The organism is Lentzea sp. NPDC006480, from assembly GCF_040611995.1.
In the GTDB taxonomy this organism is placed as follows: Bacteria; Actinomycetota; Actinomycetes; order Mycobacteriales; family Pseudonocardiaceae; genus Lentzea.
In genome coordinates this window covers 1-22,142 of the sequence record NZ_JBEXPJ010000153.1, presented here as the reverse complement: position 1 = coordinate 22,142, position 22,142 = coordinate 1, and the positions used below count along the sequence as shown (strand labels likewise).

27 protein-coding genes are annotated in these 22,142 nt (G+C 68.3%); 10 read left to right on the top strand and 17 right to left on the bottom strand.

Going from position 1 to position 22,142, the window contains the following annotated elements; translation table 11 throughout:
* The coding region (locus tag ABZX92_RS37180; protein WP_355570148.1) for a DUF222 domain-containing protein at window positions 1-626 on the bottom strand (626 nt) is incomplete at its 3' end.
* 335 nt (window positions 627-961) lie between these two features.
* Here ABZX92_RS37180 and ABZX92_RS37175 point away from each other — a divergent pair.
* From ABZX92_RS37175 to ABZX92_RS37165, 3 genes are read left to right on the top strand one after another with little or no spacing between them, the layout of a single operon-like run.
* Complete coding sequence (locus ABZX92_RS37175; protein WP_355570147.1) at window positions 962-1,213, top strand: hypothetical protein; 252 nt, start codon at window positions 962-964, stop codon at window positions 1,211-1,213.
* Window positions 1,206-1,472: an SH3-like domain-containing protein gene (locus ABZX92_RS37170; protein ID WP_355570146.1), complete on the top strand. Its 267-nt coding sequence runs from the start codon at window positions 1,206-1,208 to the stop codon at window positions 1,470-1,472. Before ABZX92_RS37175 ends, ABZX92_RS37170 begins: the two co-directional genes overlap by 8 nt.
* Window positions 1,465-2,055, top strand: a complete 591-nt coding sequence (locus tag ABZX92_RS37165) for a nitrile hydratase subunit alpha (RefSeq protein ID WP_355570145.1) — start codon at window positions 1,465-1,467, stop codon at window positions 2,053-2,055. The genes ABZX92_RS37170 and ABZX92_RS37165 overlap by 8 nt, the downstream gene beginning before the upstream one ends.
* Before the next feature lie 13 nt (window positions 2,056-2,068).
* Here the strand turns inward: ABZX92_RS37165 and ABZX92_RS37160 are convergent, their stop codons facing one another.
* The 6 genes from ABZX92_RS37160 to ABZX92_RS37135 all read right to left on the bottom strand — a co-directional run bounded on the left by ABZX92_RS37160 (window position 2,069) and on the right by ABZX92_RS37135 (window position 7,824).
* On the bottom strand, window positions 2,069-2,569 hold the full coding sequence (locus ABZX92_RS37160; protein WP_355570144.1) for a hypothetical protein: 501 nt from the start codon (window positions 2,567-2,569) through the stop codon (window positions 2,069-2,071).
* Entirely contained in the window at window positions 2,569-3,135 is a 567-nt protein-coding gene (locus ABZX92_RS37155) for a hypothetical protein (protein ID WP_355570143.1), read from the bottom strand. Before ABZX92_RS37155 ends, ABZX92_RS37160 begins: the two co-directional genes overlap by 1 nt.
* 33 nt (window positions 3,136-3,168) lie before the next feature.
* On the bottom strand, window positions 3,169-4,398 hold the full coding sequence (locus tag ABZX92_RS37150; protein ID WP_355570142.1) for an MFS transporter: 1,230 nt from the start codon (window positions 4,396-4,398) through the stop codon (window positions 3,169-3,171).
* 58 nt (window positions 4,399-4,456) lie between these two features.
* Window positions 4,457-4,918 carry a DoxX family protein gene (locus ABZX92_RS37145; protein WP_355570141.1) on the bottom strand — a complete coding sequence of 154 codons (462 nt, stop codon included), beginning with the start codon at window positions 4,916-4,918 and terminating at the stop codon, window positions 4,457-4,459.
* 58 nt (window positions 4,919-4,976) lie between these two features.
* Window positions 4,977-6,653, bottom strand: a complete 1,677-nt coding sequence (locus ABZX92_RS37140) for a heme peroxidase family protein (protein WP_355570140.1) — start codon at window positions 6,651-6,653, stop codon at window positions 4,977-4,979.
* 121 nt (window positions 6,654-6,774) lie between these two features.
* Window positions 6,775-7,824: a glycosyltransferase gene (locus ABZX92_RS37135; protein ID WP_355570139.1), complete on the bottom strand. Its 1,050-nt coding sequence runs from the start codon at window positions 7,822-7,824 to the stop codon at window positions 6,775-6,777.
* A gap of 117 nt (window positions 7,825-7,941) precedes the next feature.
* On the opposite strand from ABZX92_RS37135, the gene ABZX92_RS37130 reads away from it, so the two are divergent.
* Complete coding sequence (locus ABZX92_RS37130; protein ID WP_355570138.1) at window positions 7,942-8,268, top strand: STAS domain-containing protein; 327 nt, start codon at window positions 7,942-7,944, stop codon at window positions 8,266-8,268.
* Here ABZX92_RS37130 and ABZX92_RS37125 read toward each other — a convergent pair.
* Window positions 8,258-9,205 carry an NADP-dependent oxidoreductase gene (locus ABZX92_RS37125; protein WP_355570137.1) on the bottom strand — a complete coding sequence of 316 codons (948 nt, stop codon included), beginning with the start codon at window positions 9,203-9,205 and terminating at the stop codon, window positions 8,258-8,260. The two genes, ABZX92_RS37130 and ABZX92_RS37125, sit on opposite strands and share 11 nt — an antisense overlap.
* A gap of 80 nt (window positions 9,206-9,285) precedes the next feature.
* On the opposite strand from ABZX92_RS37125, the gene ABZX92_RS37120 reads away from it, so the two are divergent.
* Window positions 9,286-9,852 (top strand): helix-turn-helix domain-containing protein, encoded by a 567-nt coding sequence (locus tag ABZX92_RS37120; RefSeq protein ID WP_355570136.1) that lies wholly within the window; start codon window positions 9,286-9,288, stop codon window positions 9,850-9,852.
* 4 nt (window positions 9,853-9,856) lie between these two features.
* Here the strand turns inward: ABZX92_RS37120 and ABZX92_RS37115 are convergent, their stop codons facing one another.
* A complete protein-coding gene (locus ABZX92_RS37115; protein ID WP_355570135.1) occupies window positions 9,857-10,393 on the bottom strand; it encodes a chorismate mutase in 537 nt (178 codons plus the stop codon).
* Window positions 10,394-10,434: 41 nt separating this feature from the next.
* Here ABZX92_RS37115 and ABZX92_RS37110 point away from each other — a divergent pair, with 41 nt between their 5' ends.
* Window positions 10,435-10,797: an RNA-binding S4 domain-containing protein gene (locus ABZX92_RS37110; RefSeq protein WP_355570134.1), complete on the top strand. Its 363-nt coding sequence runs from the start codon at window positions 10,435-10,437 to the stop codon at window positions 10,795-10,797.
* Here the strand turns inward: ABZX92_RS37110 and ABZX92_RS37105 are convergent.
* From ABZX92_RS37105 to ABZX92_RS37095, 3 genes are read right to left on the bottom strand one after another with little or no spacing between them, the layout of a single operon-like run.
* On the bottom strand, window positions 10,788-12,188 hold the full coding sequence (locus tag ABZX92_RS37105) for a DUF4419 domain-containing protein (RefSeq protein ID WP_355570133.1): 1,401 nt from the start codon (window positions 12,186-12,188) through the stop codon (window positions 10,788-10,790). The genes ABZX92_RS37110 and ABZX92_RS37105 overlap by 10 nt on opposite strands.
* 2 nt (window positions 12,189-12,190) lie before the next feature.
* Window positions 12,191-13,063 (bottom strand): NAD-dependent protein deacetylase, encoded by an 873-nt coding sequence (locus ABZX92_RS37100; RefSeq protein ID WP_355570132.1) that lies wholly within the window; start codon window positions 13,061-13,063, stop codon window positions 12,191-12,193.
* A 54-nt stretch (window positions 13,064-13,117) separates the two neighbouring features.
* Window positions 13,118-14,851: a cellulase family glycosylhydrolase gene (locus ABZX92_RS37095; protein ID WP_355570131.1), complete on the bottom strand. Its 1,734-nt coding sequence runs from the start codon at window positions 14,849-14,851 to the stop codon at window positions 13,118-13,120.
* Window positions 14,852-14,909: 58 nt separating this feature from the next.
* Here ABZX92_RS37095 and ABZX92_RS37090 point away from each other — a divergent pair, with 58 nt between their 5' ends.
* Window positions 14,910-15,299 (top strand): GyrI-like domain-containing protein, encoded by a 390-nt coding sequence (locus ABZX92_RS37090; RefSeq protein WP_355570130.1) that lies wholly within the window; start codon window positions 14,910-14,912, stop codon window positions 15,297-15,299.
* On the opposite strand, the gene ABZX92_RS37085 is transcribed toward ABZX92_RS37090, so the two are convergent.
* The 3 genes from ABZX92_RS37085 to ABZX92_RS37075 form a co-directional block, all read right to left on the bottom strand.
* Window positions 15,292-17,304, bottom strand: a complete 2,013-nt coding sequence (locus ABZX92_RS37085) for a hypothetical protein (RefSeq protein ID WP_355570129.1) — start codon at window positions 17,302-17,304, stop codon at window positions 15,292-15,294. The two genes, ABZX92_RS37090 and ABZX92_RS37085, sit on opposite strands and share 8 nt — an antisense overlap.
* A gap of 42 nt (window positions 17,305-17,346) precedes the next feature.
* On the bottom strand, window positions 17,347-18,228 hold the full coding sequence (bla, locus tag ABZX92_RS37080; RefSeq protein WP_355570128.1) for a class A beta-lactamase: 882 nt from the start codon (window positions 18,226-18,228) through the stop codon (window positions 17,347-17,349).
* A 76-nt stretch (window positions 18,229-18,304) separates the two neighbouring features.
* Window positions 18,305-19,135, bottom strand: a complete 831-nt coding sequence (locus tag ABZX92_RS37075) for a phosphatase PAP2 family protein (RefSeq protein WP_355570127.1) — start codon at window positions 19,133-19,135, stop codon at window positions 18,305-18,307.
* A gap of 63 nt (window positions 19,136-19,198) precedes the next feature.
* Between ABZX92_RS37075 and ABZX92_RS37070 the strand changes: the two genes are divergently transcribed.
* Complete coding sequence (locus ABZX92_RS37070; RefSeq protein ID WP_355570126.1) at window positions 19,199-19,603, top strand: hypothetical protein; 405 nt, start codon at window positions 19,199-19,201, stop codon at window positions 19,601-19,603.
* Here ABZX92_RS37070 and ABZX92_RS37065 read toward each other — a convergent pair.
* Complete coding sequence (locus ABZX92_RS37065) at window positions 19,576-20,241, bottom strand: TetR family transcriptional regulator (protein ID WP_355570125.1); 666 nt, start codon at window positions 20,239-20,241, stop codon at window positions 19,576-19,578. The two genes, ABZX92_RS37070 and ABZX92_RS37065, sit on opposite strands and share 28 nt — an antisense overlap.
* A 74-nt stretch (window positions 20,242-20,315) precedes the next feature.
* Between ABZX92_RS37065 and ABZX92_RS37060 the strand changes: the two genes are divergently transcribed.
* Window positions 20,316-20,873: an ester cyclase gene (locus ABZX92_RS37060; RefSeq protein ID WP_355570124.1), complete on the top strand. Its 558-nt coding sequence runs from the start codon at window positions 20,316-20,318 to the stop codon at window positions 20,871-20,873.
* Window positions 20,874-20,897: 24 nt separating this feature from the next.
* Here ABZX92_RS37060 and ABZX92_RS37055 read toward each other — a convergent pair whose 3' ends face one another.
* Entirely contained in the window at window positions 20,898-21,251 is a 354-nt protein-coding gene (locus ABZX92_RS37055; RefSeq protein WP_355570123.1) for a hypothetical protein, read from the bottom strand.
* A gap of 97 nt (window positions 21,252-21,348) precedes the next feature.
* On the opposite strand from ABZX92_RS37055, the gene ABZX92_RS37050 reads away from it, so the two are divergent.
* Window positions 21,349-22,128: a class II glutamine amidotransferase gene (locus ABZX92_RS37050; RefSeq protein ID WP_355570122.1), complete on the top strand. Its 780-nt coding sequence runs from the start codon at window positions 21,349-21,351 to the stop codon at window positions 22,126-22,128.
* Window positions 22,129-22,142: the final 14 nt, after the last annotated feature.

Sequence of the window (22,142 nt, the reverse complement as noted above, 5' to 3'; positions counted from 1 at the left end):
GTCGCCAGGATCAGGTCCGCGACCACGTCCGCGCGGATCTGGTCCAGCGTGCGCGCGTCCTTGGGGTTGCGCACCGAGCGGGCGATGGCGTCCACACGCTCATAGCATTTGGTCGCCGTGTCGCCGGGCAGGAAAGCCCAGAAGCGGGCCATGCCGTCATCCAGCTTGTCCCTACCGGTGCAGCGCTGCGCCTTGCGGATCTCCTCGCGGTCCTTCTGCCCCTCCGGGTCGACGCGCATGACGACGCGGTGGGTGAGGCGGCGCATCTGCGCGCCGGTCTGGTCCGGGGCCTTCACCAGCACACGCGCTTCGACCTCGGCCGCGTGATCCGCCGACAACGGCATCGTCTTGTCGTACAGGACACGCGCCTTGTAGAAGTCGATCTCACCCTTCTCCAGGGCATCCATCGTCTGCGGCAGCCTGGTCACCATCTCCCGCGCCATCGCCACCTGGTCACTCGTCCACCGCGTCGTCCACTTCATCGCAGCGGCGATCTCGGCCTCGAAGAACTCGTCACCCTCACACGCGATCGCACAATCCGCCAGGACATGCAGACGCTGCGCCTGATGATAGGCAATCTGCTTCTCATGATAATCGAGAGCATCGAGAACCTCGACGACGTCCATACCCCCAATTCTATTCGAGATCATTTTCCAAAAAGGGGGCTAGCGGCAACACAATCGAGTGAACCCGCAGGTCAAGCCAGGTTCCATAGGTGCCGTGCGTGGTTTTTCTCTCTCGACGCAACCCGCACCTGATGACTACCTACGGCACTGATGGCAATCGCACGCAAATGGACCACGCCCCGCAACCACCTACGCAAGCCGACCCGACAAATTCGGTCCGGCACACGCCCGACGAAGGAGGGCATGTGCCGGGTCGCCGCGAGGCGCCCGCTCTTCCCGCTTTCCCAACCAGACCGAAGCAGCGCAGAATCAGAGGCGAGAGCACAGGAGGTGGGATGCCGAGGATCAACGACGTCGGCGGCCAGGACGGCTTCGGCCCGGTAGTGGAGGAGCTGGACGAACCACCCTTCCACGCCGACTGGGAAGCACACGTGCTCGCCATGAACCGAGCACTGATCGGGCGCGGCCTGTACAACCTGGACGAGTTCCGCGACGCGGTCGAGCGGACCATGTCGCACAGCTCGTCGTACTACGAGAACTGGTTCCGGGCGATTCAGACGCTGCTGAAGGAGAAGGGGCATGTCTGAGCAGTACCGGGAAGGCGCGAGGGTCCGAACGTCCACTGTGGATCCGGACCATCACACCCGGCTGCCCAGCTACGCACGCGGGAAGACCGGCACCGTCATCGGCAGCGACGGGGTGCATCCGCTGGCAGACTTGAGCGCGCAGGGAATCGAGCGGCAGCAGCCGGTGTACCTGGTTCGGTTCACGGCACGAGAACTGTTCGGGCAGGGTGATCACACGGTGACGCTGTCCCTCTGGGAGGAATACCTCAGCGATGAGTGACGACCACGACGACTCCCCCATCGCGGCACGGGTGCGCGAGCTGGAAGCGATCCTGGAGGAGAAGGGACTGCTGGACCCGGCCGAGCTCGATCAGGCGTTGGAGGCGTTCGCGCACAAAGCCTCGCCCGCCAACGGATTCCGCGTGGTGGCGCGGGCGTGGGTGGACGACGGGTTCAAGGCCCGGTTGCTGGAGAACGCCAACGAGGCGTTGCCGGAGATCGGGCTGTCGATGGGCGGCGGACTGCAGGTGCAGCAGCTGCACGTCGTGGAGAACACCGAAGAGGTGCACAACGTGATCGTGTGCACGCTGTGCAGTTGCTATCCGCTGTCGCTGCTCGGACCGTCGCCGACGTGGTACAAGAGTCCGGCGTACAGGTCCAAAGTGGTCAGTCATCCGCGCGAGGTGCTGCGGCAGTTCGGACTGGAGCTGGCGGACAGCACGCACATCAGAGTCTGGGACGCGAACGCCGAGTCGCGGTACATGGTGCTGCCGAAGAGGCCCGCCAACACCGAGGGTCTGACTGAGGAAGAGCTGGCGGGCAGAGTCACGCGCAACGGACTGATCGGCACCGCGGCGGTGTGAAGCTACTTCTGCGTCACTCGCAGCGCGCGTCCTTCGTAGTCCCTTCCACGGAGATCCGCACGTTGCCAGGTCGCAGTTCGCCGAGCACGCAGGCGGACGGCACGGTGATCACGAACGCCACGCCGACGACGGTCTCGTCGACGCGGAACACCCGCGCGTCGTGTCCGGCAAGCGCTTTCCGCGTGCTGTCGAGCGAGAAGTCGCCCGACGCGCACACTCGCTCCAGCGCCGGTCGGATCGCAGCCACGACGTCGTTGCCCGCGACGTTCCCCTCCGGTGACAACGGTTCGCGCGCCACTCGCGGGATCAGCGGCGCTGGTATCGCCTGCACGGTCGCCGGATCCGGGGTGCAGGACTTCGGCGGCAGGCTCGTCGGTGCCGTCGGCGTCGCTACCTCCGCGGCGCGCAGGGACGTGCCCGGCGGCGGAGTGATCAGTGGCGGCTGCGCCACCTCCTCGGGTCCGCCGCACCCGGCACAACACAGCAGTGCCAGCACACCCAGAGCGCGCCTCATCAGTGCGACTTCGGTTCGTAGCAGGAGCCCTCGCCGGTGGTGCCGTCGAGGAAGACCCGCACGAGACCGGGCGCCAGGTCGCCGAGCACGCAGGTGACCCGTTCGGAAGGCCCGTTCGACACGGTGATCGTGTACCCGACGAACGCCTGGTCGGGATAGTCCCGCACCACGTAGGCGTCGTATCCGGTCAGCGCCTTCTTCGTGCCGTCGACGGAGAAGTCACCCGACGCGCAGACCTGCTCCAGCAGAGGCCTGATCCGAGCGACCGTGTCGCGTCCGGCCTGGACGCCCAAGGCGTTCAACGGTTTGCGCTGCTTCCAGCCGTTGTTCTCGGCGTTGTGCGGCGCCACGTCCGGCTGGACGCCCAAGCTCGGTCCTGGAGGCTGAGGCGTCACCGGTTCCGGCACGTGCTCCTCGACCTGGCACGGCCCCGTGGCCGGCGCGCTGGTCGATTCCGGAGCCGTGGTCGGCACGATCGCCGGCGTCTCATCCGCTGTCTTGAGCTCGACCCGGCCGCACGCCGCGCACAGCAACACGACAGCCAGTGCCCCCAGCACTCTCCCCATACGCAGCACTCTGGCACAACACTCGCCGAAAGGTCAGTGAACCGGCTGAACCCCGGGCGTGTTCTCGACCGACCGCACCGACCGCGACGCCACCATGAACAGCGTGGCGAGCACCTGGATCACGGCGCAGGCGAGCAGGGTCGCCGTGATGCCGGCCGCACCCGACACCGGCCCGACCACGAGCTGGGCCAGCGGGATGGCCGCGATCGACCCGAGCATGTCGTAGGAGTAGACCCGCGCGAGCCGGTCCGCCGGAACGTGGTGCTGCAGCGAGGTCTCCCAGGCGATGCCGAACTGCTCGATGCACACGCCGCAGACGAAAGAGCCGACCATCAGCAACCACGGCACCGGGTACAAGGCCAGCGTCAGCGGCAGCAGACCGAACGCCGCCATGCACGCGCAGCCGAGCAGCAGCAGGCGTCGCACGCGCAGACGCATCGCGAGGAACGCACCGGCGACCATGCCCGCGGTCTGCGCGGCCAGCACCAGGCCCCAGGTCTCGCGGCCGATCACGGTGTCCGCGATGACCGGGCCGAGCACCATCGTGCCGCCCGCGTGCGCCGCGTTGATGAACACGAACGCCACAACCACGATCCACACCCACGCCCGTGAGACGAACTCCGTCCACCCGACGCGCATCTCCGACAGCACACCCGGTTTGCGCGAAGCGGCGACACGGGCGGCCGGCACCCGCACGAACGAGAACGCCAGCCCGGCCAGAGCGAAGGACAGCGCGTCCACCGCGAGGCCCCACCCCGGTCCGGCGAACGCGATCAGCAGACCGCCCAGCGACGAGCCCGCGATCATCGACGAGTTCAACCCGAGGCGCAGCACCGCGTTGGCCTGCTGCCGCTGCTCGACGGGCACGGTCTGCGGGGCCAGCGCGGCCGAGGCCGGGAACGAGAAGGCGCTCGACATGCCGTTCACCGCAGCCAGCACGATGAACGCCGGGATCGACACGGATCCGGTCAGCACGAGAACAGCCAGCAACGCCTGGCTCAGGAACGAGACAGCGGACGAGCCGACGAGCACGTACTGCCGGGGCAGGCGGTCCGCGACCACACCGCCCCACAGCAGGAAGAGCACGTTCGCGATCGACCGGGCCGCCACCACGATGCCGAGAGTGGTGACCGACGACGTCACGTCCCGTACGGCGAACACGAGCGCGATCTGCGCCATCGAGTTGCCCGCCATGGTCGTGACCCTGGCTGTGAGCAGCCAACGGAAAGCTGGATGCGCCAATGGCGCGAACGAATCCCCCATGGCAAGCCAACCTACACAGCGGGAGCCGCCCGACCTGGGGGATCGAGCGGCTCCCGCGTCATCGCACGCGAGGGTGCGACGAGGCGATGACCACCGCGGCGGCGACGGTCACCAGGTTCTTCAGGATGTACTGGGCTTCGAACGACGCCTGCAGCGGACCGGCCCACATCTCACCGGGGAACAACACCAGCGGTGTTGACACCAGCACGACGTGACCGATCAGCAGGACCGCGCACAACCGCGGTGCGCGGAAGCTCAGCAGAACCAGTGCGATCCCGATTTCCGTGATCGCGGCACTCACTCTCGCCAAATCCCCGGTGATGATCCCGAACGTCAAAGCGGAAACCGTGCGTTCGACGAGATCTTGGGCAGGGCTGCCACCGGGAAAGAGCTTCAGCACGCCGAACCAGAGGTACACGACCCCCAGTCCGATGCGAAGCAGCGGAATTCCGGCGTCCCGCGTGAAACGGGTGATCCGTTCTTCAGCTGATTCGCGGCGCGTGGTTTCTGGACGCAACATCGATCTCCCTCTCCTGTCTGGCTGCCACCACCCAGCCAGACAGGAGGAGCGAGGAAGATCAGCTGCCGGGCTGCGGTTGCGGGTCGCCCAACGGGTTCAGCAGGTCGGCCTTGCCCTCGAAGGCGAACAGCAGCAGGTCGACCATGCGGAACGTCGACGAGTCCGGTCCGAGCGTCGGCCGCCAGTACGGCGAGCGCACGATCGAGATCCGGCTGCCCTCGATGGCCCGGTGGAACACCTCGGCCGTCAACCGGCCGCCCACGGGACCCATCCGGCCGTTGTTCAGCTCCGCCTCGCGCAAGACGTAGAACCACAACGGCGTCGCCTCGACCAGCTGCGCCTTCTGCTCGTCGGTCAACGAGTCCAGGCTCGCGCCACCGTTGCCGGTCAGGATCTGCTCGGCGGTGAGCGGCTCGGCCCCGAACAGCTCCGCCATCTGCTGACCGGTGGCGAGCTCCATCATGTTCGCCCTGGTCAGGTTGCGGAACGCGAGGTTGCGCTGAATCTCCGGGAACTGCGTGCCACGGCCGCCGAACGTGCCGGCCGGCAGCTGCCGCAGCGGGTCCACCAGCAGCGAGTCGATCCGCTTGGTGACGTTGCCGCCGCCGAACTCCGCCGGAGGAACCAGGTCGTCCCGCTCCGCCTCGGTGAAGTCGTAGAGGCGGCGGAAGTCCGCGATCCAGTTGGTGGGCAACGTGAACCTGTCGCCCCTGTTCACGTCGTCCAGGTCGGCGGGCGAGCCGGAGCCCGGGTCGAAGTTGCCCGAGGTGCCGGTGAACACGAACAGCAGGAACAACAGGCCAGGCACGACGCCGACCGGGGACGAGTTGAACACGCGGTTCCACTCGTACTGGTCGCGGATCATGCTGTGGCCGAGCCGGTACGCCGCGACCGAGAACTCGATCGGCATCGTCGGCGTGTTGTCCCGGCCGTAGTACTTGCCGGGCACCTCGAAGAACTTGCGGCCGTTGGTGAAGACGTCCTCCACGATCGCCGGGTCGATGATGCGCGGCAGGAAGTCCGTCTTCAGCATGAACTGGTAGTGCCGGACCACGAGCTCCTTGGCGGCGCGGAACAGCCGATCCCCGGTGAGGCCGGTGAGCGCGAGCTCGTCGACCACTCTGTTGTGGAAGCGGATGAACGCCAGGTGCGTCTGCGCGATCGCCAGGTTCTCGTCGTTGCGCGCGTCCGGGATCAGCGGCGCACGTCGATCCGCGGGCGTACCGGCGGTCCCACCGCGACGCGGCAGGTCGAACCCCTCCATCGGCGGGAAGCCCGGCCCCACGTCCGAGGTCGTGCCCATCTTGAGCTTCACGCCGTCCTCGGCGTAGAAGGCCTGGTCGTCCTTGTCGCGCGGACCGCGGCCGTACACCGAGTCGAGGTCCAGCGCCGGCGAACGGCCCTGCAGCAGCTCGTCCACGTTGACGTCCTGGCCGAGCTGCGACTCGGTGCGGTCCATCGTCAGGTCGTGGTCGACGAACTGGCCGAGGTAGGTGAAGCCCGCCGGGACGGCCGGGTCCGCCGAGTCGGGCTGCGGGCCGGCCGTCATCGCGAGAGCGAGGGCTTCCCGCAACGCCTCGTCCGTCCGCGGGCCCTTGGGCCCCAGCCGTGAGAACCGGAACCTGCGCAACTCCTCCGCTGTGGAGGGCTGGCGCGTGATGGCCTCACCTTCGCCGTCGAATTCCAGCACACCTTCGCCCACGACGAAGAAACTGTCGCGCGAGTGCCTCTTCATATAATCCCCCTGTATCCCCTCTATCAGGCGACCTGTTCTCCCCAACAAGCACCTGCCCCACCGCCAAGTCTCCGGACGGACGAAATTTCCGTCGAAGCTTTTGGGCAAAACCAAAACGTCGTCACAGAGCGGATACGAGGTGGTCCGGAATTTCCGTGAACACCGGCAGTTCCGACATCCGCGCGGCCAATGTCTCAGCCGTCTCGTGGTACGCCTTCGCGTCGAGCACCTGAGTGATCTTTTCGGCCAGCGCGTTCGCGGTCAGCCCTTTCACCTCCACGTTCACGCCGGTTTTCAGCTCCTCGGCTTTCGCGGCGTTGCGCGGCTGGTCGGCGAACAACGGCACCGCGACCATCGGAACTCCCGCGGTCAACGCCTCGCGCACGCCGCTGTAGCCCGCGTGCGTCACGAACACGTTGGCGCTGTTGAGCAGTTGCTGCTGCGGAATCTCCTGCCGCAGCTCGACGTTGGCCGGGCGCGGGCCGGTCCACTCGCCTTCGCCGATCGCCAGGACCGAGCGCACCGGGAGCTGTCCCAGCGCGTCGGCGACGATGTGCAGCAGCTTCGAGCCGCTGAACAGCAGGCCCGCGTTGGTGCCGAACGTGGCGACGACCTCCGGGCCGTTCGCGGTGGTCTGGTCGATCGGCACGCGGTAGTGGTGCTGGGCCGGGTGCCAGTACGGCGGCGTGAGGCCCGCGGTGAAGGCCGGTTCGGTGCCCGCGACGTGGAACCGGGCGCGGACCTTGTCCTTGCGCTCGTCCAGACGCTCGATCTCCAGCGGCGCGAACGGGGCGATGTCGACGACCGCGTGCGGGATGCCGAGCACCTCCGCCGCGATCTGGCCGCCGTACTCGTTGGTCTCGCGCACGATCACGTCCGGGCGCCAGTTGCGGGCGAAGTCGAGCAGGTTGGCGGCGGCCCTGACCACCAGTTCGTCCGCCCACAGCGGCACGTCCATGGTGCCGTCGCGCTCCGGGATCCACGGTGGTGGCGCGCCGAAGTCGCCCGGCGCCGGGATGTCCGGCATGACGACGGTGTGCTCGAGGTGCGCCATGGCCGGCCCTGTCGCGATCACCGCGTCGTGCCCCTTCTCGCGGAACGCCCTGGCGAGAGGCACCACCGTCGGCATCAGGTGGGAGCGGATGGGCAACGAGGTCAGCAGAACGCGCACGTGGGGTCCCCTTCTCGGCGTGTACTTCGAGAGAACTCCCCGGATGTTCGCGCGCTCAACTCGAAAACCGGTCAGCGGACCACGTTTCATGCCCGGCGGTGTGGGTACTTACCTGGGATGCTCGTAGTCAAGGTGACTGAGTCGTCGCCTGCCTCCACCCTGCTCACCGTCTCCGGTGAACTGGCCGGCGCCGGCGCGGAACGACTGCTCTCCCGGCTCGACCGCCTCCTCGACCAGGGCCACCGCTACGTCGTCCTGGATCTGACCGCCGTCTCCTTCTGCGACTCCAGCGGGATCAGCGCGCTCGTGCGCGGCCACGCGCGCGCTTCCGCCGCCGCTGGTGGGTTGCGCCTGTCCGCCGCGTCGCCGCAAGTGGCGCGGGTGCTGGAACTCTCCGGACTGGCGCGGATGCTCGGACTTCCGTCCACAGTGGTCACACCGTGACGACGAGCTTGCCCGTGGTGTGCTTCCTGGCGAAGTCGACGCACGCTTGAGGGCCCTCGTCGAGGGTGTAATGACGGCCGATGGTCGCCGGTAGCAAGCCTTGTACGGCTGCTTCGGCGACCTCGCGCATGCCACCGAGAGCACCTTCGAGGTCGAGGACGAACTTCGTCTCGATGTCCTTCCGGCCGCCTTCGGGCAGTGGATACGTGATGGTGAGCAGCTGTCCACCCGAGCGGACGGCGTGCTCGATCCGGTCCAGCTGATCGCTCGGCACCGCCGCGTTGAACGCCGCGTCCACGTTCTCCGGGTAGGCGTCGGTGTAGCGGATGGTGTCCGCGGCGCCGAGGTCGTGCAGCAGGCCGGCATCGCTCGCCGTGGCGGTGGCGATTACCTTGACGCCGGCCTTGGCGAGCAACGGGACCAACGCGGTGCCGACGCCTCCGGTCGCGCCCACGACCAGTGCGGTCTCGCCTGGTTTCGGTTGTGCGGTGGCGATCAGCGCTCGTGCGGTCAGTCCAGCGGTCGCGAGCGCGGCCGCGTCCTGGACGCCGAGGTTCGGCGGCCGGTGGGTGAGCAGCGGCGTGTCCGCTTCGAACACCGCGTACTCGGCCAGTGAACCGGTGCTCAGCGACGGTTTCGGCCCGGCCATCGCCTTGAGCGCGCGGGGCACGGCGAGACCGAAGATCTCGTCTCCCGTCCTGAACGCTCGGACACCTTCGCCGATCTCGGTGACCGTGCCGGCGAAGTCGTTGCCGGGTACGTGCGGGAACACGAGGTGCGTGCCGTAGTCGCCCGCCGGCAGCACGATGTCGGCCGGGTTGATCGAGGCCGCGGCGATGCGGACCAGGATCTGCCCTGGTCCTGGGCTCGGCACCGGAACGTCGCCGATGACGTAGTTCTCCGGTGGGCCGTAGCTGGTCGCGATGACTGCCTTCACATTTCCCCCTAAGCTGACCGCATGGTCACCTTAGGATGCTCGAAACGGACCGCGCGGTCAACTTTGCTAGTCTGCGTGACGTGTCTTTGCGTGCCGACGCCGCCCGGAACCGTGCGCTGCTGCTGACGGCGGCCATCGAGGAGTTCGCGCTGCACGGGCCCGACGCGCCGGTGTCGGCGATCGCCTCGCGCGCCGGTCTCGGCAAGGGCACCGTGTTCCGCCACTTCCCCACCAAGGACGACCTGATCGCCGCGATCGTGCTGGATCGCGTGGAACGGTTGACCCAGCTCGCTGCGGAGTTGCTCGAAGCGCCGGACGCGGGCGCGGCGGTACTGGAGTTCATGCGGTTCGCGGCACGGCAACGGCAGCAGCTCGACCTGTCGTTCCTGTCCGCGGACCTGGGGGTGGAGGTCGGTGAGGCGCAGCTGCGGATGTCGCTCGCCATCACCGCGCTGGTCGACCGGGCGCGTGCCGAGGGTGCGTTGCGTGACGACGTCACCGGTACCGACGTAATGCTGTTGATGTGCGTGCCGAACGACGTGGTGAAGCACGTGCCCGACGCGCGGCCTGATCTGTGGGAACGCTATCTGGCGATCCTCTTCGACGGGCTGCGGCCGGAAGGTGCCCGGCCGCTGCCGCCGTACTGACCGTCTACTTGGAACAGACCGGGCCCATCGCCTCGGTCAAGGCGTTCTCGTGCAACCGATCGAGGTGGTGCAGCACGACGGCGGACCGTGCCGCGATCGTCGCGTGGATCTCGCACTTCAGGGTGGGGCGGCGGAGCTGTTCGGTGTCCTTGAGCTCGGCGAGGATGTCGGTGGTGAGGCGGTCGAGGATCGGTCGCACCTCGGTGCCCAGGTCCGGTTTGTGCCGCGGGACTTCCTCGGGGTGCTCGGTCCAGCGCGCGTAGAGGCCGCGCTGCACCAGCTTGTTCGCCTCGATCTGGGCGCGGAAGAAGCGGGCCGCGTTCTCCGGGTTGAGACCGAGGGCCGCGGCCTTGGTGCGCACGGTGTCGAGCACCTGCTGTTCACGGGCCGGGTCGTCGATGGGCTGGGACGTGCCGAACTTGGCCGCTGCCACCAGGTCCGCCACCTCGATGCGCCGCACCGCGAGGTCGGTGAGCCCGCCGAGCGGGCCGACGGACGTGAGCGACGCGGCGAGGGTGACCGCGACCGCCAGGATCCTCATGATCTCCGCCTCATGATCCCGAAGAGTGCCATGATGGCGGGGTGGAGTCCACGCGCATCGACCGTTGGCTGTGGGCGGTCCGGCTGACGAAGACCCGCCCGGACGCGGCTCAGGCGTGCCGGGGTGGTCACGTGCGCATCAACGACAAGCCCGCGAAGCCGTCGGCGATCGTCGTGCCCGGTGACCAGGTGCGGGCGCGGGTCGGCGACAAGACGAAGATCGTCGAGGTCGTGCGGGTGATCCAGAAGCGGGTCGGTGCGGCGGACGCGGCCACGTGCTTCATCGACCGCACTCCCCCGCCACCGCCGGACATCCCCATCGCGCGGCGGGACCGGGGTGCGGGGCGGCCGACCAAGCGCGAGCGGCGGGTGCTGGACCAGTTCAGGTCGCAGGGTCAGTCGTAGCTCAGTTCCAGGCTGGACAGGCGCGTCGTTTCCATGTGCTCGACGTCGTTGTGGTCGAGCACGGACCGCAGCACGAGCGCGAGCGACCCACCGAGCACGCGGACGTCGGCCGGGGCGTCGCCGTCGCGGAAGATCACCCAGTGGCTCAGACCCGTGATGTGGTCGGGAATCTCGCCTACGAGCCGTCCGTCCGCGTGCTCGAACACGACGGCGATGTTCCGCCCGCCGATCCGCACCGACTCGCCACAACACGGTCGCAGCCGCCACGCGCCACCGTGCAGGGACGCGCTGCCGAGGCGCTCGTACAACGCGAGCAGCTCGCCGCCGCCCTCCACGACGTGCCTGAACACGATCTCCTTGTCGCCCAGCATTGCGCGCTGGGGAGAGTGGGACGGAGGTGGCGTCCACTCGTGCTCGGCGACGATGCGGTCCAGCATCGCCACGATGCTGGGCGGTGCGGGCAGCACGGCCCAGCCCGCTTTCGGCTCCAGCGCACCGTTCTCGTGTTGCGTGACGCCGACCAGTCCCGCGTCGACCACCACGTCGCCGATCACCGCGCGACTCAGGGTGGCGGGCACGACGCTGGTCTGGATGCCGGGGCCGGTCTGGTCGCGCGGTTCGCCGACGGGTAGATCGAGCATGGGGTTGGGGACCGGGTTGTCGTTGTCGACCTGCAGGTACGGGTAGAAGCGAGTGACCCAGCCGGTCACGCACTCGCCGCCGTACGCGTCGGCCGGGTTGTAGATGCGCTGCCAGAACGCGGTGTCCGGGTGGCCTTCGGCGGCGTTCACGAACTCGTCCGTGATCGGGGCCAGCGAGCGGTGCCAGTGCTCCAGACCGAACCGCGACAGATCGTCCACGCGGGTGCGGATCTCACGCCAGTCGTCGAGCGTCCCGGTCAGCGTGATCGACGGGATGCCGCAGATGGAGATCATCCAGTACCCGAAGTACGGCGAGTAGGCGTCGAGCGCGGTGACCTGGCCGGCCAGCCGTTCGACCTCGGTGCTCGTGCTGAAGTCGCAGTCGAAGAAGGAGTCGCCGACCTGCTTCGCGAGCTGCTCCACGACCTGCGGCCACGGCCCCTCGTGGACGGTGAGCGCCGGCTTGCCCTCGTGGCACACCAGGACCTCGCGCAGTTCCTCGGTGTGCAGGCGGACGTGCTGGGCGACTCCGCGCGTGATCGTCAGCCACACGGCGTCCGGGGACAGGACCAACGGGCGGTGCTCGGCGAACGCCTTGCCGACGGCGTGCAGCAACGGGTGCACACCGTTCGGCTTCAGCACCTGGGCGTTGCCACCGACTTCGAGCGCCACGGGGAACAGGTCGCTGATTGGCCGGGTCGGCAGGGCGTCCGTGGCGGGCGTGACGTCGTCGACCTGGAAGGTCATCATTTTCAGGACTCCAGAACGACTTCCGCCAGCTCCGTGAGCGTTGTGCCCAGCGGCAGGTCGACGCGGTGCGAGGCGTACGGGTCGCCGCGCGTCTCGCCGCGGTTGATGATCACGACCGGGATGCCGGCGTCCGCCGCGCGGCGGACGAACCGCAGGCCGGACATGACGGTCAGCGAGGAGCCGAGGACGAGCAGGGACCGGGCGTTGCCGACGAGCTCGTAGCACTGCTCGACGCGTGGGCGCGGGACGTTCTCGCCGAAGAACACGACATCGGGCTTGAGGACGCCGCCGCACTCGGTGCAGCCGACCACCTCGAAGCCGCGCACCGCTTCCTCCGGCAGGAAGACGTCGCCGTCCGGGTTGATCTCGTCGGTGGTCGCGGCGAAGTCCGGGTTCGCTTCTTTGAGCCTGCGGTCCAGGTCGAGGCGCGGCGAGAGGGTCCCGCAGTCCAGGCAGATCACGCGGTCGAGGCCGCCGTGCAGTTCGACCACGTCCTCGCAGCCCGCGGCCTGGTGCAGACCGTCGACGTTCTGGGTGATGACGCCGGAAAGCTTGGGGTTGAGCCGAGTCACCGCGTGGTGGCCCGCGTTCGGGTGCGCGCGGGCGATGGTGCGCCAGCCGACGTGGCTGCGGGCCCAGTAGCGCTGGCGGCCCGCGGCGCTCGTCGTGAACTCCTCGTAGGTCATCGGGGTGTGTTTGCGCAGGGAGCCGCCCTCGCCGCGGTAGTCCGGGATGCCGGACTCCGTGGACAAGCCCGCGCCGCTGAGCACCAGCACACCGCCGTCGGCGACGATCGGGACGACGTCGGTGAGGGTGGAGGTGCGCGGCAGCGACGGGCCTGACGGAGACCAGCTCAGGGTGGGCCTTGTTCGCACAGTGCCAGTTTACGGAACCAGCTCACGTACGCCTGAAGTGCCGAAGTCCCGCCTTCACCAGCTCTGACACCACTGGCGAAGTTCTGCCTCCGCTGCGGCCGTGTTGGCACCCGAAGGAGCTGTGACCAGCGCGAACTGTCGCCCGGAGCCTCCCTGGAGCAGCAGCTTGTCGCCGTTCACGGTCGACGGAACCGAGCTCACGACCAGCGGTGAGCGCAGCGACTCCGGCAGGTGCAGCTCGGTCGGCGCCTGGCCTGCGTTCGAGTCCCAGACGATCACCGCGAACGGCGCCGAGCCGACCAGTGACCGCACGTTGGCCAGCGGGATCTGCTGCCAGGTCTGGTAGGCGCGGTCCTCGTAGGTGAACGCCAGCGTGGTGCCCGCGACGGCCTGCGGGTAGACGCGGTCGACGATCGCGCGGTCGACGGTGAGCACGGGGTTGCCGGACGCGTCGAGCTTGACCGCCGAGAAGTGTTCGTCGTTCATGGCGTCGCCGTCGGTCTTGACCTTGCCGGGGTTGTCGTTCATCAGCTCGTGGTGGCGGCCGTAGTTGATGTCCCAGTGCCACTGACTGCCCGAGATCACCGTCCCGCGCGGCGCCGACCACCAGCGCGCGCCCGGCGCTGTCGAGTCGAGGCCCTGGTAGATCGCCTTCAGCACGGACGGGGTCTTGTCGGAGGTGTTGCCCGCGACCGGGTGCCCGAACTCGGAGACGATCGACGTGGTGCCGAGGGCGGTGGCACGGGCGCGGATCGTGCTGAACGCCTGGGTGTACTGGCCGTCACCGGCCTTGCCCGGCATGAGGATGCCGGACTGCGCCTTGCCGTCGTAGAAGTGCGCGTTGAACACGAACCGGTCGCCCAGCGCCGGAACCAGCGTCAGCCCGCCCGGTTCGGCGAAGAAGTCCACGTTCTGGTTCCAGAACACCAGCGGCTCCACGAAAGCGGGCTTGGTCGTCCAGCCCGCCTCGTCCATCTCGGCTCGGAAGCGCTGGTAGAACGGCATCAGGAGATCGCGCTCCCACTGCTGCGAGGTCTGCCCGCTGTCGTACTTGCCGGCGTACGGCTCGTTGAGCGGGTCGACGCCGACGACGAGCTTGAACTCGTTGGCGGGCAAGGCTTCCTTGACGTGCTTGAGCGCCTCGCCGGCAGCGTTGACGAACGACTCCCGCACACCGTCGCGGTTGTGCCAGAAGTCGTAGGTCGCGGCGGTGACGGCGTTGTTGCTCTTCATGTTCTGGCCCCAGTGGAAGCAGAGGCCGCACGACTCCTTGGGGTACCCGCTCGCGGCCCACGCCGGGGCGCCGTCGCCGGTGTACCAGCTGCCGGAGTTGAACAGGTACCGCGAGTACAGGTCCTGGTGGAAGTCGAGGTAGACGCGGATTCCCTGATCGGTGAAGGCCCGCAGCTGCTGGGTCACCCCGTCGAGGTAGGCGTGGTCGATCTGGCCGCGCTGCGGTTCGATCCACGCCCAGGTGAGGAGGAACCGCACGGCGTTCGCACCGGTGAGCTGCTTCATCGCGGTCGCGGACTTGCGTGCGTCCGCCGCGTTCGCGAACGGCAGGCCGCGGTACTCGGCGAGCTTCGCGGTGCCCGAGACGTTGAAGCCGCGCAGCACCACCTCGCGGCCGTGCTCGTCGCGGAACACGCCACCGGACACGCGCAACTCGGTGCCGTCGAACGACTCCGCTTCGGCCGGAGTGATCAACCACGAGAGGAGGAACAGGACTGTCAGAAGGACCGCTCGCCGCATCGCCGCCGCCTTTGGGAACGTGAACGAGATTCGCATTGCACGGTAGCCGGTGAATTCGCGTTCGACTAGCGTTCGACGGAAAGGGGGATCGCACGTGACCGACCTGATCGACCGGGACGACGTCGAGGTGCTCGAACACACCGTCGCTGACGAGCTCACCGCCGTGGGCGAGGCGTGGCAGTGGTTCGAGAACCTCGTGGGGCTCAAGGGCCGCAAGATGTTCGCGCGCATCGACGAGAGCGCGGGCACGTACACCGTCTGCACGCCGCGCAAGCCCGACGACTCGTACGACCTGGCCGTCGGTGTGCTGGCCGGTGGTCGCTACCGGCGCACGGTGCTGGAGGGTGAGCCGCCGGAGCTGTACGGGCGGATCGGACCGGCCGTGGAGGAGCTCAAAGCCGCGGGGCCGTGGGACTCCTCCAGGCCGCTCGTCGAGTTCTACCGGCGGCACACCGTGGTCGAGCTCTGGGTGCCGATCACCTGACGCTCGCGGTCAGCGCGTCGACCTGGAGCAGCGTCGGGTTCTCGGCTTGTACGGCAATGCGCACGGACGTGGTGCCGACCTGCAGCCGCACGTCCGATGGCTTGTGCCGCAGGTAGTTGAGGCCTGCCGCGCCGATCTCGACCGGCTCGGTGAGCGTGGTCGTTTCGCGGCCGATCGCGTCGCGTTCGGTGATCACGAGCCTGGCGGTGCCGGCGCCGCGCAGAATCGCATTGGTGACAAGAGTTCCCGGTCGTACCGGGAAAGCGGCTTCGCGTGCGGTGGTGCAGTCGGCGACGAGGCTCCAGCGCGAGCACAGCACGCCGAACGCCGGCTTGGCGCGGTCCTTGGTGAGCTGGCCGAACGCGATGCTGTTCGGGTGCGGTGGATTGCGCGGGTCGTCGTACAGCTCCCAGGCCATCGTGAGCGGCACCTGCAAGTTCTGGACGGTCTGCAGCGTCTGCCTCGTGTAGTCGGCTTGTTCGCGTTCCGCCTGCGCGTCCGGAGCGCTCTTGCCGAACTCGCCGACGATCACCGTGCTGGCCGGGAACTTCTGCCGCATGCCCGGGACCGCGGAGTCGAGCAGGTCGAGGTTGCTGTAGGCGTGGACGTCCACGAAGTCCATCGGCTTGCCCACGAGCGCTTCGGCGAGATCCGCGCCGTCGGTCGACGCGTGCATCACGGAAATGCCGCGTTTGCCCCTCGGCGCGGCCGTGCGGTCGTAAACCATTGCCACGTATGCGCTTTGGATGTTCGGCTGACGGCCGCGCACGCCCGACGTCTCGTTCTGCAGGTCGTAGTAGAGCACCGAGTTCGTCGGTTCGAGCGCGGTGATGTAGGTGTTCATCCAGTCCGCGCTGGTAGTGGCGAACTCGGCCCACTTCGTGCGGTCGCTCTGCCAGTTCGGGTTGGTGAGCCAGCTGTTGGCGAACGCGATGACGAGCCGGATGCCGCGCTGCTTCGCGATCGTGCCGAGGTCGGCGAGGTTGCGGGCTTGGGCCGCCGCGTTGGTGCTCTTCTCCGGCCACAGCACGATCCTGGCGACGGTGCCGCCTGCCGACGCCATCACGTCGAAGTCGTGCGCGACCTGGTCACGCACCTGCGGCCAGGTCGCGTCCTCCAGGTACTCCTGGTAGCGCTTCTCGTGCTCCGGCAGGTAGTTGAAGCCCGCCCAGCCCCTGTCGTTCTGCAGGATCGTGAGGCTGGCGTGGCTCACGACCTGGCCGCCCTCGTAGATCCTGACGACCTTGCGGTCCGCGCCCTGCGTGCTGATCGCGGCCGTTCCGCCGCTGAGCACGGTCTCGGTGCCGTCGTCGTTGACCAGCCTGGCCTCACCTCCCGTCCAGCGCACGGTGGCCGTTTCGCCTGCCTTGACGGTGGGTTTGTCGAACGCCGCTGTCGCGCCGGAGTCCGCCGTGACGACGAGAGTGTCGAGGAGGTGCTCCTGCGCGGTGCCGGACCAGAGCGTGAAAACCGTGGTGCCGCGGCTGATCCAGGTGATGTGGCCCTGGCCGGACGGGCCCTGCGCGTAGAGCTTCTGCGGACTTCCGTTGTGCGACACCCAGACCTGTGCGTCGCTCAGGGTGGTGGCCCAGTTCAGGTCGATCTCACCCGTGGCGCCGGGTGCGAGTGCGAGGTGCGTGCGGCTGGCGCTCAACCGGCCCGGCAGCTTCGCCCTGCTGCTCGTGGTGGCCAGGATCGTGGCGAAGTTCGGGCCGCCGCGCAGCTCGAACGTCGTCGTGGTGCCGGGATGGAGGTACGGCCAGGGCGCGCTGCCGTTGACGTCCTGCCGCCACAGCTTGGCCGCCTTGCCGGGCTCGCGGATCCAGATCTGCACGACCTGGTTGCCGTCGGTGTGCCAGCTGACGTCGACGGATCCCGAGCTCTGGCCCGGCGCGAGCGTGACCTCCTGCGCGGACACGGTGATCTGGTTGCTCGCGTGCGCTGGTGCCACGAGTGTGGCGACCAGCGCGAACGCGAGCACCAATGCCTTCCCCCAGGTGCTCATGCGTCCCATTTGACCAGACAGGACTTCCGAGCGTTCGAGGTTTCAGCTGAAGGACGCCGCGATCAGTTCAGCGGTCTTGGCCACCAACGGCTCGTCCGCCCCGCCTTCCGGGGCGTCCTTCTTCGTCGACAGCACCGCGATGACGATCGGCGCGCGGCCGGGCGGGAACGCGATGCCGACGTCGTTGGTGGTGCTGTACTTGCCACTGCCGGTCTTGTCGCCCCAGCGCCACGCTGCCGGGAGCCCGGCGCGAATCCGGTTGCCGCCGGTTGTGTTGGCCAGCAACCAGTTCGTGAGCTGGTCGGCGTCGTCGCGGTTCAGCGCGTGGCCCAGCGTGAGGCGGGCGTAGCTCTGACCGATGGCACGCGGCGACGTCGTGTCGGTGATGCGGCCCGGTTCCGCCGTGTTGAGCTCGGGCTCCCAGCGGTCGAGGCGCGTGACCGGGTCGCCGATCGACCGGCTGAAGCGGCTGATCGCGGTGGGGCCGCCCAGTTCCTTGAGCAGCAGGTTGGCCGCGCAGTTGTCGCTGTAGGTGATGGTCGCCTCGCACAGACTCCTGACGGTCATGCCGTTCGCGAGGTTCTCGGGCCTGCCGGTGATCGGCCCGTACCCGGACTTGGTGACGTCCTCCTGGGTGTAGCGGATCACCTTGCCCAGCAACGATCCGTCGTGGTCGCGGCGCAGGATCGCGGCGGCCGCGATGGTCTTGAACGTCGAGCACATCGGGAAGAGCTCGTCCGCGCGGTGCAGCACCGTGCGGCCGGTGCCCGTGTCGGTGGCGAACACGCCGAGGCGCGCATCGTGCTGCTGTTCGAGTTCTCGCAGCTTGCCGGTGAGCGTCGAAGCCTGGGCCTGGGCGGGCACGGCGACGGCGAGCGCGACGCCCGCGCCCAGCGCCAGAACCGAGCGACGGTCAACAACCAACGTCCTGTCCCCCTCCTGGTGAAACCTCTCCACATGTCAGGACGCGCGAGAGATCAACTGGTTGACAGCGGATCTGTCATTCGACTCTGCGCCAGCACGCCAGGAAGATCAGCGCGGCGGTCAGAGATCCTGCCGTGGCGAACGTGCCGGCACCCAGGTAGATGACCCACTCGTCCGCGTTGAGCCCCTCTCTGGCCAGCGAGAACCCCCACAGGAGGACGCCGAGGGTCAGCGTCGCGGCCGCGATCAGGGACCAGATGACGACCAGGATCACCCGGCCCTTGCGGCTCGGACCGGTGTAGGGCTTGAGGGAACCGCGTTTCTGGAGCCACCAGCTGGCGAGGGCGGCCAGGGCAAGTGCGATGCCGTCCGCGGCGAGGGTGTCGCTCAGCCGGTGCCACTTGGCGGTCAGGGTGTACTGGCCGATCGCCGTTGCCCACGGCAGCACGAAGAACAGCATCACCCCGCGCCACTTCCACGGCACCACGATGATCGCCGCGAACAGCACCGTCATCGCGATCGTCGTGTGTCCGCTGGGGAGGCTGTTGTGCGCGTAGTCGCCGGTGACCTCGACCAGGGCGGGCCTCGGCAGGATGAACCGCTTGAGCGCCTGGACCGCCACCTGTCCGAGGACGATCACTCCGACGGCCGCCATCGTGAGGTCCCAGCGCTTTCTGAGCACGCCGACCAGTGCGACGGCGACCGCGGCCGCCGCGAGCGAGTAGACGGTGATCTGGCCCAGGGCGTGCCAGGCGGTGTCCGTTGTGGACACGTTGTCCTGGTCGGCGCCTCGCAACGCGGCGTTCTCGATGGTCTGACCGGCTTTGGTCAGCACGGCGAGGATGTAGACCAGGGCGGCGAACGAGAACGCCGCTGCCGCGACCGCGGGCCACCGTCGGTAGTTCACGGGCCGAGTCTGCCGCCGTTCGGCCCAGTCCGCTGCTCGAAGATCGTCCGGCATGCTGAGCCCGTGGAACTCCGCGACAAGTTCGCCGCACTGGGAGCCGACGACCCCGACGAGTGGGCGAACTCGGAAATCACCGAGGACATCCCGCAGTTGGCCCGATTTCGTTTCCTGCGTGGCATGTGGTCGATCGTCGACCGGTGCGGACCGTCAACGGGCATGGTCCACGAGACCGGCGAGGCGGCTCGTGAACGCCTGCTGGCGCTCGGAGCGGACCCGGCAGACCTGCAGGCGTTCGCACGCATGGTGGCTCACGAGAGTTTGTTCTCCGCCCTCTGCTTCCTGGACGACCCGACCAGCGCGGGCGACATCCCGGGCCTGCCCGGATGGGCCTTGATCGAGACGTCCGGCGACGAGCTGACCGGCCGGCTGGTCCAGGGGCTCTACGAGGACATGGACCCGGAGCGCTGACGGTCGATCCGGTCGAGGACGGCGGTGACCGCGAGGTCCACTGTGTACTCGTACTCGGCTTGGCGGTCGAACCGCGCGAGGGGCTCCGCAGCTTCGGTCAGCGCTTTCAGTCCGCTGGTCTTGAGCTTGTCCGCCCGGTCGTTGTCGCCGAACGTCGGAGCCGCCGACACCTCGCGCAGCAGCGTGCCGATCAGTGTGGCCAGGAGCATCCGCAACATGTGCACGGCTTCCTCGGTGCCCGCGCCGGCGTCTTTGAGGACTGAAAGGACCGCGTTGACCGGGGCGAGTGCTTGCTGCGACGCGAGCTGGCGGGTGAGGACGAGCGGCGCGGCCTGCGGATGCTTCAAGGCTTGGGCGCGGAAGCTGTCCGCGATGGCGTGCAGGTCGTGCCGCGCGTTGCCGGTGCGCGGCGGCAGGACCAGGCTGCCCAGCAGGTGCTCGGTGACGGCGTCGAGCAGGCCGTCCTTGCCGTCGACGTGGTTGTAGAGGCTCTTCGGGTCCACCCCGAGCGCCCGCGCGACCGACCGCATGCCGACCCCGGTGGTGCCTTCCGCGTCGATGACCTTCAGCGTGGCCTCGACGATCGACTCGCGGGACAGCAGCGGGGTGCGGGGGCGGCCGCGGCGGGGTTCCGTCACCCGGCCATTGTGCCTTGCGGATGTCCACGGTGTGGGTTTAAGTTAACCCACACCGTGGGTAAAGGAGCGTCTTGATGTCCGACCGGTTCACGCTGCCCGCCAGGGAAGTCCTGGAGGCGCGCGAGAAGCTCGTGCTCGATCACTTCCGCGACGAGGTGGCGCACGACTGGGACGCCACACTCTCGACGTTCCCGCACCCCCACTACGAGATCATCGCCCAGATGGTCGTCCACGACGGCGACAGCGCCGTGCGGCAGTACTACACCGACACGCGCGTGGCGTTCCCCGACCAGCACCACGAGCTGATCTCGTTCCGGCACAGCGTCGACGCCGTGATCGTGGAGTTCTGGCTGCTCGGCACCCACCTCGGGCCGCTGGGCAAGATCCCGGCGACCGGCGGCAAGCATCGGACGCGGATGAACGCGTACTTCATCTTCGACGAGAACGAGAACCTGGTGACCGAGCGGATCTACTTCGACCAGCTCAGCGTGTTGAAGCAGGTGATCAGCGGGATCGACCGGAAGAAGCCGAGCGGGCTGCGGAAGCTGCTGCAGGTGCTCAAAGGCGTGCTCGCGATGTCGGGCGGCCGGCCCGACCCGCGTCTCACCAGGACGAAGCCGCCGGAGTTCTAGACCGGTCTCGCCACGATCAAGTGATCAGCGTTCGGTGCGGTGCCGGCCGGGGACGACGTGCCTGCCCGGCTCCGGCCGCTTGCCCATCAGCATCAGCGTCACGGCGACGACCAGGCCGAGCGTCGCGAGACCGGCGGCCACGGCACGGGCGGCCGGGTGTTCCAGGACCAGCGTGGAGATCGTCAGGGCGAGCACGAGAGCGGCGATCGGGCCGATCACGGAGATGTCCTGGCGCGGCTGGGACGGCTGCGACTGCTCAGTGGGCTCGATCCGCATGGCCGGCACGGTCGTCTCGTCGGACACGACCGGCACGCGCGTTTCGATCGTCTCGAAATGCTGCTGGTAGGCCGGACGCCGCACGCCGGGGTTGACCGTCACACCCAGCATGCTGCCTGAGGAGGGCGCGCCGCCGCAAACCTCGCGTTTCCCGGTCGCGGCGTGTTCCCATGGAGCGCTGGGCAAAGGGAGGTTCGTCATGTGCCGGTGGCTCGCGTATTCCGGTTCGCCGGTGCTGTTGGAGGAGCTGCTCTACGCGCCGGAGAACTCGCTGGTCATGCAGTCGAAGCACGCGAAGCTGGGCGCGACGGCGGTGAACGGCGACGGGTTCGGCATCGGCTGGTACGGCAGCACGAGCACGCCGGGGCTGTTCCTGAGCACCGAGCCCGCGTGGAACGACCGCAACCTCCGCGAGCTGTCGGCGCAGATCACCGTCGACCGGGTCTTCGCGCACGTGCGGGCCTCGACGGGCGGCGCGGTGCAGCGGTCGAACTGCCACCCGTTCCGCTGGCAGAACTGGCTGTGGATGCACAACGGCCTGATCCCGAAGTTCTCGCTGGTGCGCCGCGAGCTGATGCTGGCGATCGACCCTGTGCTGTTCCCGCTGATCGAGGGCTCGACGGACTCCGAGATCATGTTCTACCTCGCGGTCAGCTTCGGCCTGGAGCAGGACCCGCCCGCCGCCGTCGCGCGCATGGTCGAGTTCGTCGAGGACGTCGGCAGGCGCGCGGGTGTCGAGTACCCGATCCAGATGACCGTCGCGACCACCGACGGCTCGACCACGTGGGCGTTCCGCTACTCGAGCCGCGGCAAGTCGCGCACGCTGTTCCACAGCACGGACGTGACGACGCTGCGCCGCCAGTACCCGGACAACCCCGCGCTGCACGACCTGGACGACGCGTCGAAGGTGCTGGGACATGCGACGAGTGGACCGCTGCTTCAGCAGAACCTCGTGTGTGTGATGGAAGGGCGGGATTAGATGCGACAGCCAGC